At 64.9% G+C, this 14,479-nt stretch carries 13 protein-coding genes; 12 read left to right on the top strand and 1 reads right to left on the bottom strand.

Annotated elements, in window-relative coordinates; genetic code table 11:
* Window positions 1–2: 2 nt before the first annotated feature.
* Window positions 3–1,268, top strand: coding sequence for an NAD(P)/FAD-dependent oxidoreductase (locus DM374_RS01280; RefSeq protein ID WP_110968226.1), 1,266 nt, complete (start codon window positions 3–5; stop codon window positions 1,266–1,268).
* On the opposite strand, the gene aphA is transcribed toward DM374_RS01280, so the two are convergent.
* Entirely contained in the window at window positions 1,265–1,906 is a 642-nt protein-coding gene (gene aphA / locus DM374_RS01275; RefSeq protein ID WP_225422426.1) for an acid phosphatase AphA, read from the bottom strand. The two genes, DM374_RS01280 and aphA, sit on opposite strands and share 4 nt — an antisense overlap.
* 414 nt (window positions 1,907–2,320) lie before the next feature.
* Here aphA and DM374_RS01270 point away from each other — a divergent pair, with 414 nt between their 5' ends.
* The 11 genes from DM374_RS01270 to DM374_RS01220 all read left to right on the top strand — a co-directional run bounded on the left by DM374_RS01270 (window position 2,321) and on the right by DM374_RS01220 (window position 14,454).
* The gene (locus DM374_RS01270; RefSeq protein WP_110968224.1) at window positions 2,321–2,728 is read left to right on the top strand and encodes an ExbD/TolR family protein; all 408 of its coding nucleotides are present in this window, start codon (window positions 2,321–2,323) and stop codon (window positions 2,726–2,728) included.
* A 3-nt stretch (window positions 2,729–2,731) separates the two neighbouring features.
* Window positions 2,732–3,490: an energy transducer TonB family protein gene (locus tag DM374_RS01265; protein ID WP_110968223.1), complete on the top strand. Its 759-nt coding sequence runs from the start codon at window positions 2,732–2,734 to the stop codon at window positions 3,488–3,490.
* Between the two features lie 117 nt (window positions 3,491–3,607).
* Window positions 3,608–5,908 carry a TonB-dependent receptor gene (locus DM374_RS01260; protein WP_225422425.1) on the top strand — a complete coding sequence of 767 codons (2,301 nt, stop codon included), beginning with the start codon at window positions 3,608–3,610 and terminating at the stop codon, window positions 5,906–5,908.
* Window positions 5,909–5,987: 79 nt separating this feature from the next.
* Complete coding sequence (locus DM374_RS01255) at window positions 5,988–6,632, top strand: MotA/TolQ/ExbB proton channel family protein (RefSeq protein WP_095154159.1); 645 nt, start codon at window positions 5,988–5,990, stop codon at window positions 6,630–6,632.
* 16 nt (window positions 6,633–6,648) lie between these two features.
* A complete protein-coding gene (locus DM374_RS01250; RefSeq protein WP_110968222.1) occupies window positions 6,649–8,349 on the top strand; it encodes a bifunctional metallophosphatase/5'-nucleotidase in 1,701 nt (566 codons plus the stop codon).
* Window positions 8,339–8,755 (top strand): cytidine deaminase, encoded by a 417-nt coding sequence (locus DM374_RS01245; protein WP_110968221.1) that lies wholly within the window; start codon window positions 8,339–8,341, stop codon window positions 8,753–8,755. The genes DM374_RS01250 and DM374_RS01245 overlap by 11 nt, the downstream gene beginning before the upstream one ends.
* A 65-nt stretch (window positions 8,756–8,820) precedes the next feature.
* On the top strand, window positions 8,821–10,080 hold the full coding sequence (locus DM374_RS01240) for a NupC/NupG family nucleoside CNT transporter (protein WP_110968220.1): 1,260 nt from the start codon (window positions 8,821–8,823) through the stop codon (window positions 10,078–10,080).
* Window positions 10,081–10,110: 30 nt separating this feature from the next.
* The gene (gene deoC, locus DM374_RS01235) at window positions 10,111–10,887 is read left to right on the top strand and encodes a deoxyribose-phosphate aldolase (RefSeq protein WP_110968219.1); all 777 of its coding nucleotides are present in this window, start codon (window positions 10,111–10,113) and stop codon (window positions 10,885–10,887) included.
* Window positions 10,887–12,209 carry a thymidine phosphorylase gene (deoA, locus tag DM374_RS01230; RefSeq protein ID WP_110968218.1) on the top strand — a complete coding sequence of 441 codons (1,323 nt, stop codon included), beginning with the start codon at window positions 10,887–10,889 and terminating at the stop codon, window positions 12,207–12,209. The genes deoC and deoA overlap by 1 nt, the downstream gene beginning before the upstream one ends.
* Complete coding sequence (locus tag DM374_RS01225; RefSeq protein ID WP_110968217.1) at window positions 12,206–13,486, top strand: phosphopentomutase; 1,281 nt, start codon at window positions 12,206–12,208, stop codon at window positions 13,484–13,486. The genes deoA and DM374_RS01225 overlap by 4 nt, the downstream gene beginning before the upstream one ends.
* Window positions 13,483–14,454 (top strand): S1/P1 nuclease, encoded by a 972-nt coding sequence (locus DM374_RS01220; protein ID WP_110968216.1) that lies wholly within the window; start codon window positions 13,483–13,485, stop codon window positions 14,452–14,454. The genes DM374_RS01225 and DM374_RS01220 overlap by 4 nt, the downstream gene beginning before the upstream one ends.
* Window positions 14,455–14,479: the final 25 nt, after the last annotated feature.

Genomic DNA, 14,479 nt, shown 5'->3' with positions numbered 1-14,479 from the left:
CGATGGCCACGACCTTCACCCCCAACGTGGATATCGCCGTGATCGGCGCCGGCATCGTCGGCGTCGCCTGCGCCCTGCAACTGGCCCGTCAGGGCCAGCGGGTGCTGCTGGTGGACAGGCAGGCGCCGGGCATGGGCGCCTCGTTCGGCAACGCCGGGCACCTGGCGACCGAGCAGGTGTTCCCTATCGCCGATCTGTCGATCCTCAAGCGCCTGCCGGCCATGCTCATGGACCCCATGGGCCCGCTGCGCCTGGACTGGAAGTACCTGCCGCGGGCCTTGCCGTGGTTCACCCGCCTGCTGCTGAACCTGCGCCCGGCGCCGTTTCGCCGCAGCGTGGCCGGCATTCGCGCCCTCAACGAAGGCAGCCTGGCGGCATGGCGGCGTCTGCTGGATTCCATTGGCCGCAGCGAAATGCTCAGGCAGGACGGTTCGCTGCTGGTCTTCGAGCGCCCCGAATCACGCCCGGCCATCGACGCCCTGCAAGCGCGCATGCGCCAGCAGAATGTCGAGGTGGAGCTGTGGCAGGCCGACGCCGTGCGCGCCGCCGCGCCACAACTGAGCGAGCATCTGTTGGGCGGCCTGTTCTTCCCGGCGACCGGGCACTTCCTCGATCCGCACCAGGCGGTGGAGGCATTGTTCGGCGCCGCCAAGGCTGCGGGCGTGCAGTTCGCCCAGCGTGATGTACAAGGCGGGCAACTCAAGGCCGACGGCGTCGCGTTGCGCACCGAACAGGGCGAACTGGTGGTGCCTCGGGTGCTGATCGCCTGCGGCGCTCATTCGGCTCACCTGACCGAAGCACTGACCGGCACACGGGTGCCGCTGGACACCGAACGCGGCTATCACCTGATGCTGCCCCACGAACACGACCGCCTGCCATTCGCCGTCACCTCGCTGGAGCGCAAGTTCATCATGACGCCCATGACCGGCGGCCTGCGCCTGGCCGGCACGGTCGAATTCGCCGGCCTGGAACGCCCGGCCAACATGGCCCGGGCCTGGCAGTTGCAGCGGCTGAGCCAGGGCCTGTTCAAGCGCGAACTGAATGCCGAGGCGGCGACGCCGTGGATGGGCTTTCGGCCTTCGCTACCGGATTCGTTGCCGGTGATCGATCGGGTGTGTGAGGGCCGTGTGCTGCTCGCCTTTGGGCACCAGCACCTTGGTTTGACCCAGGCAGCGGTGACGGCGGAGATGGTGGCAGCATTGGCGGGCTCGGCGACGCCCGCCAATGCGTTGCCGAACGTCGCAGCCTATCGGCTCGCGCGTTTCTAGTGAGTCGAGTCCACCAGCACTTCTTCCCCCAACGCCCCGTTGGCGGGTAGCGGCTGATTGGTCGAGTTGGCGGCGCGCATCACCCTGATCGCACGGGCACCGACGGCCTGGGCGGCACTGATGTCGCTGTCGGAGTCACCGTAGTAGAGGTGCACACCACGGTCCTTGAGAAAGCGCGCCTTCTCCGGGCCCGAGGTGAACACCACCGGTTGCATGTCCCTGATGGCGAAAGCCTGCTTGAGGATGGCGGTGACCTGTTCACCCTCGGTCTGTGGTCGGGCGGTAACGAAAAACAACCTGTCGCCGCGACGCTGATGCAGGTCGATCAGGGCACGGGCCACATCCTTGGGAATCGAGTAGCGGTCACAACCCGCGTTGGTTTCCGTCCAGAACGCCATGTTCTTCAGGTAGTCGTTGCTGCCCGGCGAATATTTCTGCTGGCCCTCGTAGAAACAGGGGCTGGAGAACAACACGGTGTCGTCGATATCGAACCCTACCGCCATCGGCGCCTGGTCGCCGAGGCTGCTGGTGAGTTGCTGCAGGGTAATCCAGTGCACACCGGCAGGTCGGGACGGGTCGGAACATCCTGTCAGGGTTAGCGCCAGCAATACTGCCAGCATCCGTTGGAAAGTAAGCACACAAACCTCTCGTTTCGAAGATGGGGACCTTGTCACTCGCAGGTGCAACACCCGTGGTGCCCGACAAGGGGCCTACCTGAATAGCTGACAGTCATGTCAATTTCGTTTCGAAGCACCAGGTTTCGTCACCGACTGAGACCCGCGCCCGATTACCGGTTCCGGAATGTTCAACAATCAGCCTGTTTAAGCCTTTGCCGCCCGCCACACACCCTTCAAACGCACTGTTTTTCCGGGATTGATATCTTTTTGCCACGCGCCATAACCCACTTAATCAAACTGTAACGTCCTCCTTCTAGGGTGTTCCTGACATCAGTGACAGCTTTGAAAGGTTTCGCACCGAGGGCTCTCACAACACAGTCGAAGTAGCCGCGCCGCCATCAGCCGGCTGACGAACAAACGTGGAGAGCCAAGGCAATGCGCAGTTGGGAAGAACCGAAAAAGAAACGCGTGCATATCGAAATCATCCCGATGATCGACGTGATGATGTTCCTGCTGGTGTTTTTCGTGCTGATCAGCCTGAACGTGATTCCGGCCCTGGGTATCAAGACCCAGTTGCCCGGAGCCGCCCACGCCCAGCAGTTGAAACCGCAGAACAAGGCGGTGATCACCCTCGGCCTGAATGACCGTTTGCAACTCGACGGCCAGGACCTCCGCGAAGACGCACTGGTCGCGCAATTGAAGACCCTGGAAAACACCAGCGAGAAACTGGTGATCATCCTCAACAGCGACCGAGACGTTGAAGTCGGTCGGCTCGTGGCCGTGATGGACCTGCTCAAGAGCAACGGCTTTTCGTCTGTCTCCATCGCTACGCGAAAGCTGTAAGCCATGTCGGCCCTGTTCAAATCGCGAAAAATCATCGCGTGCCTGCCGGCCATCTGCCTGCTGGTAATTGCTGTTCAGAGCGCCCTCAAGGCGGAGTTGAAGATCACCCCGAAGTACGACGAAACCACGGTGGAAGTGGCACTGATCGATCCGGCGGACCTGCAGCCGGAACCGGCTCCTCCGCCACCGCCGCCAGAGCCGGAACCTGTGCCCGAGCCGTTGCCCGAGCCAGACCCGGAACCCGTGGTCGAGCTGCCGGAGCCGCCGCCCAAGCCCAAGCCAAAACCGCCTGAGCCCAAGCCGCAGCCGCCCAAGCCGAAACCCCAGGTAGCCAAACCGGCACCACCCCAGCCCGCCCCGCCAGCGGCAGTGGCCCCGGCAGTGGCAAGCAAACCGGCAGCGGCCGCGACACCTGCGCCGCCACCACCGCCGGCGCCGCCCAAGGTCAACATCGCGGCCCTGGAAAACAGCTACATCGCCGCGTTGCACGCGGAGTTGGAGAAGTACAAGCAATACCCGCGAGGCCGCGAGGCATCGCTGCAACGCCCGGAGGGCAGTGTCGTGATCTGGCTGCTGATCGACCGGGGAGGAAAGGTGCTCGATTCGGGCATCGAGAAGAAAGCCGTGAGCATGCTGCTGAACAAGGCAGCGCAAACCAGCTTGCGCCGTATCGAGCAAGTAAGGCCCTTTCCCGAGGCAGTGTTCGAGGGCAGGGATAAGTACCGTTTCATCGCGACGCTTGTTTACAACATAGAAAACTAGGTTCCCCGGAAAGAGCCCAGCCGACGATCCCTCAGATCGCCGGGCGGGTCTCTGCACGCGCGAAATCTGGCACCTGTCTTCACACACGATCAATCACTAACAAGGGAGGGAAGCTTGGTGAAACTCAATCGGCTGTTCGTCATGATGTTGACCGTTGGTTGCGGCGGTTGGACCGCCTCGACACTGGCGGAAGATTCCGTCGATATCGGTAGCGTCAACGTTACCGGTCAAACCGTGGGCAACGGGTTGATGGTGCAGGAGGAAGCGGCCAAGGCGCGCTCCACGGTCACCAAGGAAGCCCTGGACAAGATGAGTCCGACGGGCAACGGTATCGACAAGCTGAAATACACGCCCGGCGTCAACGTCTCCAGCGACGACAGCACCGGTTTGAGCGGTTTCAACTTCACCATGCGTGGCATGAAATCCGACCAGATCGGCATGACCATGGACGGCGTGCCCATCAACGACTCGGGCAGCTATGAGGTCTACCCGAACCTGCTGGGGGACCCGGAAAACCTCCAGGAAGTCTTCGTGACACAGGGTTCCTCCGAACTGGATGCACCGCATATCGGTTCCAGCGGCGGCAACATTGGTCTGGTCTCCATGGCCCCGAGCAAGGACGCCGGGGTGTTCTTCAAGCAGACCGTTGGCAGCAACAATCTGTCCAAGACCTTCGTTCGCCTGAACACCGGTGAATACAACGGCCTGAGCAACTACATTTCCGCGTCGAAAACCAACAGCGACAAATGGAAAGGCAAAGGCGACCTCGACGCCGAGAAGTTCGAACTCAACAGCCTGTTCAAGTTCGGCGAAGGCAACTCGATCCAGGGCATCATCAAGTACCACAAGCAGGAAAACTACAACTACGTTTCCCCGAGCCTGGCGCAGTACAAGTCGGACCACGACTACGATTTCCCCAACGTGCCGACCTACAACCCGAACACCGGCAAGCTCACCACTGCCAGCTACAAGACCAGCCTCAACCCGTTCGAAACCGTGACGGCATCGGTCACCAGCCGCTGGCAGTTGCGCGATGACCTGCAACTGACCGTCGCGCCTTACTACTATTGGGCCAACGGCGGCAGCTACCGTGCCTTCGGTTCGCCAGCCACCCTCACCCGGGCCACCAACAGCTCCGGCAACTATGACCTGAGCAACCTCAAGAGCACCGCCCAATACAACGCCGACGGCGACCCGGTCAGCGGCCGTTACTACCGTCCGTCCTGGACCGAAACCTGGCGCCCGGGCGTCAACACCAAGCTGAGCTGGGCGTTCAACGACGAACACAACATCGACTTTGGCTACTGGTACGAACGCGCCCGCCAGCGCCAGACCCAGCCGTTCATCTACCTTGAAGCCGATGGCAGCCCGACCGACATCTGGGGCAACTACGAGAGTTCCAACCAGGTCAGGGACGCCAACGGCAAGGTTGTACAGGGCCGCAACTACTTCACCATCACCCCGGTGCACAAACTGTTCGTCCAGGACACCTGGACCGCTACCCCCGACCTGACCCTGACCATGGGCCTGGCCTACGAGCACTCCACCCGTGACGGCGACCTGAAGGCCAGCCTCTACGACACGCCTGAAAAGCGCGACAAGACCTACCACGAGTTCCTCCCGAGCTTCAGCGCGCGCTACCAGATCGACGAGGACAATCAGGCGTTCTACAACGTCACCCGCAACATGCGCACACCGCCCAACTACGTGCTCTACAACGCCGGGGACTCGATCAGCCTCAAACCCGAGCTGAGCTGGAACCAGGAGCTGGGCTGGCGCTACGCCACCGACGACATGGCGTTGTCGGCCACGCTGTTCTACCTCAAGTTCAAGGATCGCCAGGTGTCGAGCCGCGACGAGGTTACCGGCGACTACCTGATGCTCAACGTCGGCAAGGTCGAGAACAGGGGTGTCGAGCTGGAGTTCAGCGGCCTGCTGCCGCACAACTTCAACTACTACGCCTCCTACACCTACACCGAGGCCGAGCAGCAGAACGACACCCTCTACTACGGCGTGTACGTGCCGACCAAGGGCAAGCAGATCGCCGGCGTGCCGAAGAACATGTTCAACCTGAGCCTGGGCTACGACGACGGCCGCTTCTACGGCAACGTCATCGGCAAGTTCGTCGACAACCAGTTCGGCGACCTGACCAACGACCAAAGCATCCCGCACTACACCACCGTCGACATGAACGTCGGCTACCGCTTGCCGGTGAACAAGAAGTTCGTCAAGGACGCCACCGTGCGCCTCTCGCTGAACAACGTGTTCAACCGCGAGTACCTCTCCGGCGTACAGACCACCGCCTTCAACTCGGTGCGTTACAACGGCAGCGGCTCGGCCTTCGCCGGCGCCCAGACGCCTTACTACACCATCGGCGAAGAGCAGACGGTCGCGCTCTCCGTGGAAGCCAACTTCTAACCCTGTCTTCTAACCCAGAGCCAGGACCGGCCTGCGAGCCGGTCCTGCCCCGTGCCTGAACCGCCAGAGGTAACCCGCCATGAACATGGACCTGCTCCACGACATCACCTTCTACATTATGTACGGCGCCGCCGCCCTCGCCGCCTTCGTGGTGGTGGAACGCGGCATTTTCTTCGCCCACAACCTGCGCCGCGCCCGCGCCCTGGAAGCGGCCCTGCACCAGAAGGTGCGCCACTTCGACGAGCTGCCCGCCGAACTGCGCCAGCGCGACAGCCTGCCGTTGCAGTTGCTGCGCCAGCTCTTCGACGGCCGCGTCGGCCTGCATTCGCACAATGAGCTGGAAGACCTCGGCCAGGCGATCTACATCGCCATGCGCGGCAAGCTCAACCATGGCCTGTGGATCCTCGAAGCGGTGGTCGCCGGCGCACCGTTGCTGGGCCTGCTCGGCACCATTCTCGGCATCATCGACACCTTCAAGGCGCTGGCCGAAGCCGGTGTTTCCGACCCGGGCGAAGTCTCTCGCGGCATCGGTACCGCGCTGTACGCCACCGCTTTGGGGATCGCCATCGCCCTGGTTGGCCTGGTGTTCAACAGCCACCTTCAAGACCGCCTCGAACTGATCAACGACAACCTGAAGATGCTCCTGCTGCGCGCCGGCATGGGCACCGCCTTCAGCACCCGGCCTGTTACCGCGCCGGCTGCCTCCAGCCTGCAACCTGCCTGACCGGCCGAGGATCGTCATGCCGCATCCACGTCTTGCCTTACGTCCCCTGCCGCTACTGCTGGCGGCCATGCTGCTGGCCAGCGGCTGCCAACCGGCGAAGCCGCCGGTCAACGTCACTATCGCCGCCCTCAACGATTTCCACGGCAACCTGCAACCGAGCACGTTCCAGAACGGCGAGGTCAAGCTCAAAGCCGGCGGTATCGGTCCGCTCAGCGGTGCGTTGAGCGAGTTGCGCAAGCAGGATCCGCAACTGCTGCTGGTGGGCGTGGGCGACATGGTCGGCGGCAGCCCGCCGATCTCCTCGATGTGGGCCGACGAGCCCAGCCTGAAAGCGCTGAACCTGCTGGGCCTGAAATTCTCCGTGGTCGGCAACCACGAGCTGGACCACGGCAAGGCCGAGCTGCTGCGGCAGATCGACGGCGGCTGCCAGTCCGATCGCACCGCCCAGGCCTGCCAGTTCGACAAGGACTTCAAGGGCGCGGGCTTCCCCTACCTTTCCGCCAACCTGATGGACCGCCAGACCGGCAAGCCACTGTTCCCGGGCTACCGCATCGAACAGGCACACGGGGCGAAGATCGCCTTCGTCGGCGCCACCCTCAGAAACGTCGATGCCTACGTCAGCGCCAACAGCATGAAAGGTCTGTACACGATCGATGAAGCCGAGGCGATCAACGCCCTGCTGCCGGAACTGACCGCGCAAAAGGTCGACGCCGTGGTCGCGGTGATCCACCAGGGCGGCGCCACCCCGGAGCGCTTTGACCAGCAGGAGTGCAGCCAGTTGAGCGGCGACGTGGTGGACGTGGCCAAGCGGCTCGACCCGGCGATCAAAGTGGTGCTCACCGCCCACACCCACGAAGGCTACCTGTGCCGTGTCGGCGACAAGCTGGTGACCCAGGGCGCCTCGTTCGGCCGCCTGCTGACCCACCTGACCCTGACCGTGGATACCGACAAGCACCAGTTGCTCGACGTCAAAGCCAACAACCTGGTGGTGGACGCCCAGCGCTACCACGCCAGCCCCGAAATCGCTCCGCTGCTGGCGGAAATCGAAACCCGCAGCCAGGCGCAACTGAGCAAACCGGTGGCCCGCCTGGGCGCCCGCGAAGTGCTGCGTGCCACCAACGAGGCCGGCGAATCGGCCATGGGCGACCTGATCGCCGACTCGCACCTGGCCGCTACCCGCGCCCTCGGTGCCCAGGTAGCGTTGATGAACCAGGGCGGCATGCGCATGGACATCAGCCTGGAGGACGGCCAAGAGCAGGTGAACTACGGCCAGGTCGCCACCGTGCAGCCGTTCAACAACAGCCTGATTCTGCTCACCCTGACCGGCGCGCAACTGCGGCAACTGCTGGAGCAGCAATGGCAGGACGGCAGCATGGGCTTCTACCCGCTGCAACCTTCGGCCTCGCTGACCTACCGCTGGGACGACAGCCAGCCGAAAGGCCAGCGCGTGCTCGTCGACAGCCTGCTGGTGGACGGCCAACCGGTGCAACCGGAGCAGCCCTACCGCATCGTCATGAACAGCTTCCTCGCCGAGGGCGGCGACAACTTCAACGTGCTCAAACAGGCCAGTGACCGCCTCGACACCGGGATCAACGACCTCGCCGCGATGATCAGCTACCTGCAAGAACGTGATCGCGCGGGCGAGCCCGCCGGCCTCGCCGAGGCGCAGCAGCGCATCCAGAAAGCCGCAGCGCAGGTGGCCAGCAATGCGCAGTGAAGACTGGCAAGCGCTGCATGACCGCCTGTTGCCGGACGCTATCGCCGCCGCCGACAGCGCCTGGTGCCCGCACTCGAAATTCCCCGTGGGCGCCGCGCTGCTGACCGCCGACGGCAAGGTGATCCGCGGCTGCAACGTAGAGAACGTGTCCTATGGGCTGACCAACTGCGCCGAGCGCAGCGCGCTGTTCAGCGCCATCAGCCAGGGCCTGGCACCCGGCAGTTTCAAGGCGCTGCTGGTGTACGCGCCCAAGGTGCCGGTGATCTCGCCCTGCGGCGCGTGTCGTCAGGTGATGCTGGAACTGCTGGCGCAGGACTGCCCGGTGCTCTGCGTCGGCCACGACCGCGCGGCAACCCGTCACTGGACTGCCGGGCAATTGCTGCCCGGCGCGTTCATCGAGTTTTGACCAGACCCGCCAGACCGACCGCAGACGTCGGCGGCGCTTACTTGAATCCTCCGGGGAAATGATCGATGGGCTTCATCGGTATCGTGGTGTTGTTGCTGTTGGCGGTGGCGCTGTCCAGTAACCGCAAGGCCATCCGTTTGCGCACCGTCGGCGCGGCGTTCGGCGTGCAGGCCGGGCTGGGCGCATTCGCCCTGTACGTGCCCTGGGGCCAGAGCACCCTGGGCGGTATCTCCGAATCGGTGAGCTCGCTGCAGGGCTACGCCGATCAGGGCATCAGTTTCATCTTCGGCGGCTTGAGCAGTAGCACGATGTTCGACGTGTTCGGCACTGGCGGCTTCGTCTTCGCCATTCGCGTGCTGCCGCTGATTGTGTTCTTCAGCAGCTTCATCGCCGTGCTGTATTACCTGGGCGTGATGGACCTGGTGATCCGGGTGATCGGCGGCGGCCTGCACCGCGTGCTGGGCACCAGCCGCACCGAGTCGATGGCCGCTACGGCGAACATCTTCGTCGGCCAGACCGAAGCGCCCATGGTGATCCGCCCCTTCATCCGGCGCCTGACCCGTTCCGAACTGTTCGCGGTCATGGCCGGCGGCATGGCCTCGGTGGCCGGCTCGATGCTGATCGGCTATGCCAGCCTCGGCGTCGAACTGAAATACCTGATTGCCGCAAGCTTCATGGCCGCCCCGGGTGGATTGCTGATGGCCAAGCTGATGGAACCGGAAACCGAAACCCCGCAGTTGCGCCCGGACGACGTGCACCAGGACCACAGCGACAAACCGGCCAACGTTATCGACGCCGCCGCCCTCGGCGCCTCGTCCGGCCTGCAGCTCGCGCTGAACGTCGGCGCCATGCTGCTCGCCTTCATCGCCCTGATCGCCCTGTTCAACGGCATCCTCAACTGGTGCGGCAGTTGGTTTGGCGTCCCGCAACTGAACATGCAACTGATCCTCGGCTACCTGCTGGCGCCCCTGGCCTTCGTCCTGGGCGTGCCCTGGAGCGAAGCCATCACCGCAGGCGGCCTGATCGGCGAAAAACTGGTGCTCAACGAGTTCGTGGCCTACGTCGACTTCGCCGCCCACCTCGACCCGGCGCAAGCTGCCGCCAAGGGCGTGGCGGTCCTGTCCACGCAGACCCAGGTGATCATCACCTTCGCCCTGTGCGGCTTCGCCAACCTCGCCTCCATCGGCATCCAACTGGGCAGCCTGGGAGTGATGGCCCCCGAGCGACGCCCGGACATCGCCCGCCTGGGCCTCAAGGCGGTCGTGGCCGGCACCCTGTCTAACCTGATGAGCGCGGCACTGGCCGGGCTCTTCCTGGCCATCTGAACCGAACCCAATGAATGCGTGTGAACTGACATGACCGAACTCGATGCAAAGCACTCGCGCACGCTGATTGCGCTGATGGACCTCACTTCCTTGAACGACGATGACAGCGACGCGCACATCGTCGAGTTGTGCCACAAAGCCATGACCCCGGCAGGCCATGTAGCTGCGGTCTGCGTGTACCCGCGCTTCGTTGCCCTGGCACGCAAGACCCTCGATGAACTCGGCGCGCAGACCGTGGCAGTGGCCACCGTGGTCAACTTCCCCGTCGGCAGCGCCCCCGTTGACGAAGTGCTCGAACAGACCCGCCAGGCCCTGGCCGATGGTGCCGATGAAATCGATATGGTCTACCCCTGGCGCGCGCTGCTGGCCGGCGATGCCGACAGCGGCTTCGCCCTGGTCCGCGCCTGCAAGGCGCTGTGCGCAGACCGCGCAGTGCTCAAGGTCATCCTGGAGACCGGTGAGCTGGCGTCGCCGGCGCTGATCCGCCAGGCCAGCCTGGATGCCATCGACGCCGGCGCCGACTTCATCAAGACCAGCACCGGCAAAGTGAAGGTCAATGCCACCGTCGAGGCGGCGCGGATCATGCTCGAATGCATCGCCACGAGCGGCACCCACGTGGGCCTGAAACCGGCAGGCGGCATCAGGACGCTGGCCGATGCGCGGGTCTATCTGCAACTGGCCGAACAGATCAATGGCCCGCACTGGATCTCGCCACGGCATCTGCGCCTGGGCGCTTCCAGCCTGCTCGACGACCTGCTGCGCCACCTCGGCACGGACACGGACAGCCCGGCGCGAGGAGCGTACTGATGGCCTGGCTCCCACAGGAAGTGATCCGCCGCAAACGCGACGGCAAGGTGCTCGATGATGCGGATATCCGTCGCTTCGTCAGCGGCATCACCGATTTCAGCATCAGCGAAGGCCAGGCCGCCGCCTTTGCCATGGCAGTGTTGCTCAAGGGCCTCAACGTCGAGGAACGCATTGCCCTGGCCTCGTCGATGCGCGACTCCGGCCGGGTGCTGAGCTGGAACCTGCCTGGCCCTGTGGTGGACAAGCACTCCACCGGCGGCATCGGCGATCTGGTCAGCCTGCCGCTCGCGCCGCTACTGGCGGCGTGCGGCTGCTACGTGCCGATGATCTCCGGGCGCGGCCTCGGTCACACCGGAGGCACCCTCGACAAGCTCGACAGCATCCCCGGCTACGACAGCCAGCCGGATATGGCCAGGCTGCGCGAGGTGGTGGCCGGGGTCGGCTGCGCCATCATCGGCCAGACCAACGACCTGGCGCCGGCGGACAAGCGCCTGTACGCCATCCGCGATGTCACCGGCACGGTGGAGTCGATCGACCTGATCATCGCCTCGATCCTGAGCAAGAAACTGGCGGCGGGCCTTGATGTGCTGCTGATCGACGTGAAGATGGGCAATGGTGCATTCATGGCCCTGCCCGGCGATGCCACGGCACTGGCCGAAAGCATCGTCACCGTGGCCAACGGTGCCGGGGTCCGCACCCGGGCGTTGATCACCGACATGAGCCAGCCCCTGGCCCGCTCGGCGGGCAATGCCCTGGAAGTCGAGGAGGCCATTGCCCTGCTGCGCGGTGAAGTCCGTAGCGAGCGCCTGTGGGAGGTGACCCTGGCCCTGGCGGAACAGACCCTGCTCTGTGCCGGGCTAGCCAGCAGCCTCGAACTGGCCCGCGAGCAACTGCTTGCCGCCTGGCACAGCGGCGCGGCACTGCAGCGTTTCCAGCGCATGGTCGAGGCCCTTGGCGGCCCCACCGACCTGACCGAGCGCCCCGAAGCGCACCTGCCGGCGGCACCGGTAGTGATCCCGGTGCCGGCACCGCAAGCGGGCATCGTACAAAGCATCGACACCCGCGCCATCGGTCTGGCGGTGGTCAACCTCGGCGGCGGTCGGCGCAACCCACAAGACCCGATAGACCCCGCCGTGGGTCTCACCCGCCTGTGTTTCCCCGGCGAAGCGGTCGGCCCCAACCAGCCTCTGGCGCTGGTGCACGCCCGCAACCTGGCCCAGGCCGAGCAGGCCGCCGCAGCGGTGCAGGCGGCCTACCGCATTGCCGGCGTGCCCTTCGAGGCGCCCGCGCTGATTTCCCGCCTGTGCCTGGAGCCGCAATGAAACGCGCCCTGCTGCTGGTCCTCGACTCCCTGGGCATCGGCGCCAGCGCCGACGCCGAGCGCTTCGGCGATGCTGGCGCCAACACCCTGCTGCATATCGCCGAGGCCTGTGCCCGCGGCGAGGCCGATAACCGCAGACGCCAGGGGCCGCTGCACCTGCCGAACCTCGCGCGACTCGGCCTGGGTCACGCCACGGCCCTCAGTGGCGGCGTCTTTCCGCCGGGCCTGCGTGCCGACGGCGCGGTTGAGGGCGCGTGGGGTTACGCCAGGGAATTGTCCAGCGGCAAGGACACACCGTCCGGCCACTGGGAAATCGCCGGCGTACCGGTACTGTTCGACTGGGGCTATTTCCCCGCGCCGGAACACAGCTTTCCGCCAGAACTGCTGAACGCGCTGGTTACCCGTGGCGACCTGCCGGGCACCCTCGGCAACTGCCACGCCTCGGGCACCGCGATCATCGAACGGCTGGGCGACGTGCACGTTCGCAGTGGCCAGCCGATTCTCTACACCTCGGCCGACAGCGTGTTGCAGATCGCCGCCCACGAAACCCACTTCGGCCTGGAGCGGCTCTACGCCCTGTGCGAATTGGCCCGCGAACTGTGCAACCCCTACGGCATCGGCCGGGTCATCGCCCGGCCGTTCCTCGGCGACAGCGCCGCGCATTACCGGCGCACCGGCAACCGCCGCGACTATGCGGTGCCACCGCCGGCGCCGACCCTGCTCGACCGCCTGTGCGCCAGTGGCGGCCAAGTATTCGCCGTTGGCAAGATCGGCGACATCTTCGCCCACCAGGGCATCAGCCGGCAGTACAAGGGCGACGGCAATGCCGCGCTGTTCGATGCCACGTTGCAGGCGCTGGCCGATGCGCCGGACAACACCCTGGTGTTCAGCAACTTCGTCGACTTCGACATGCTCTACGGCCACCGCCGCGATAGTGCCGGCTATGCCGCAGCCCTCGAAGCCTTCGACCAGCGCCTGCCTGAACTGCTGGCACAGATGGGTCCGGAGGACCTGCTGATCCTTGCCGCCGACCACGGCTGCGACCCCAGCGCGCCGGGCAGCGACCACACCCGCGAACACATCCCGGTACTCGCCTGGGGCAACGGCGTCAGCGCCGGCAGCCTTGGCGAGCGGGAAACCTTCGCCGATATCGGCCAGACCCTGGCCGCCTTTTTCGGCATGCCGCCCGGCACCCACGGCCGCTCGTTCCTCTCTACGCACTTCACCTCACCCTCACCCCGCGGCCAGTGCGCCGCGCCACGGAGTACCTGCAAATGAATGCACGCCAATCCCTGCGTAACGGCCTGATGCTGGTCGCCGGCCTGTGGGCCGGCCAGGTCCTGGCCTGGGGCCAACAGGGCACTGCCCTGGTCGGCGAACTGACCCAGCGTCAGCTCACCCCCGAGGCGAAGGCCGAGGCCGGGCGCCTGCTGGGCCTGATCAAGCAGACCGATTTCTCCGTGGTAGCCAACTGGGCCGGCAACCTGGACCAGAACCCGCAGACCAAAGAACTGTGGCAGCAAACCAAAAACCAGCGACTGGTGATCTACAAGGCCGACGATTGCACCTTCCAGTTCCCGCGCGATTGCTCGGACGGCATCTGCAGCGTCGCCGCCATCGAACGGAATCGCGCCGCCCTGGCCGATCCCAAGGCGCCCAACCAGACGCGCCTGATGGCCCTGCTGTTCCTGATCCACCACACCAGCGATGCCAGCTCGCCGCTGAACAACAGCTTCAGGGACGACAAGGGCGGCTACGACTTCCCGGTCAAGGCCGGCGGCAAGACCTACAACCTGCGCCAGGTGTGGGATGACTTCCTGCTCGGCTCGGCCAAGCTGGACGTGAAGGCCTACGCCGACAAGCTGCAGAAAGACCTTCCCGCTGCCGACTCGGACAACCCCGCGCAGTGGTCACAACAGGCCTGCCAGATCGTTCGCGACGGCGGCATCTACCCGCAAAAAGCCGAGAAGAAACGCAAGTTGCCCACCCATCGTCCCCAAGGCGATGACGACAGCGGCGATATCGACTACGCCGCCAAGAACATCGAATACAACCGCTCCGGCAAGGACTACAGCCGTGGCGACAAGCTGATGAACGAAAAACCGCGTGACGGCGCGGGCGATGGCATCGACGGTACGTACATGAGCACCTTCGTGCCGGTTGCCGAGAAACAGGTGCAGCTAGCCTCCGCCCGCCTTGCCCGACTGCTCAACGCCGCGTTGGTCGCCGGTCGTCCCGCTTCCTGAATCCCCTTTTGGCCGGGGTGGTCTT

The organism is Pseudomonas huaxiensis (genome assembly GCF_003231275.1).
Lineage (GTDB): Bacteria > Pseudomonadota > Gammaproteobacteria > Pseudomonadales > Pseudomonadaceae > Aquipseudomonas > Aquipseudomonas huaxiensis.
Note: the sequence above shows the minus strand (reverse complement) of the source record. Positions and strands in the feature narration are given on the sequence as shown.